This is a genomic window from Affinundibacterium flavidum (genome assembly GCF_014284175.1).
Lineage (GTDB): Bacteria > Pseudomonadota > Gammaproteobacteria > Burkholderiales > Burkholderiaceae_D > Undibacterium > Undibacterium flavidum.
The window spans coordinates 1-240 of the sequence record NZ_JACOGA010000086.1 but is presented as its reverse complement, the minus strand read 5'-3'; the positions used below and the strand labels follow the sequence as shown (position 1 = coordinate 240).

General features: G+C 46.2%; 1 protein-coding gene. It reads left to right on the top strand.

The window, feature by feature from the left end; all coding sequences use genetic code 11:
* Nucleotides 1-23: 23 nt before the first annotated feature.
* The coding region (locus H8K55_RS21475; RefSeq protein WP_230408759.1) for an IS110 family transposase at nt 24-240 on the top strand (217 nt) is incomplete at its 3' end.

The window sequence follows — 240 nt, the reverse complement described above, 5'->3', positions numbered from 1 at the left end:
ATAACCAGCAAGGATTCAAGGAATTGAGTATTTGGCTCGGCAAACAAGGCGCTTCTATCGCGCATGTTTGCATGGAAGCGACAGGCATTTATTGGGAAGCGGTTGCGCACTACTTTGCAGAACAAAAGTTTCCCGTCAGTGTCATCAACCCAGCACAGATTAAGGCTTTCGGTGCTTCACGCTTAGTTCGAACAAAGACAGATAAAGTCGATGCACAACTGATCGCAGAATTTGGCTTTG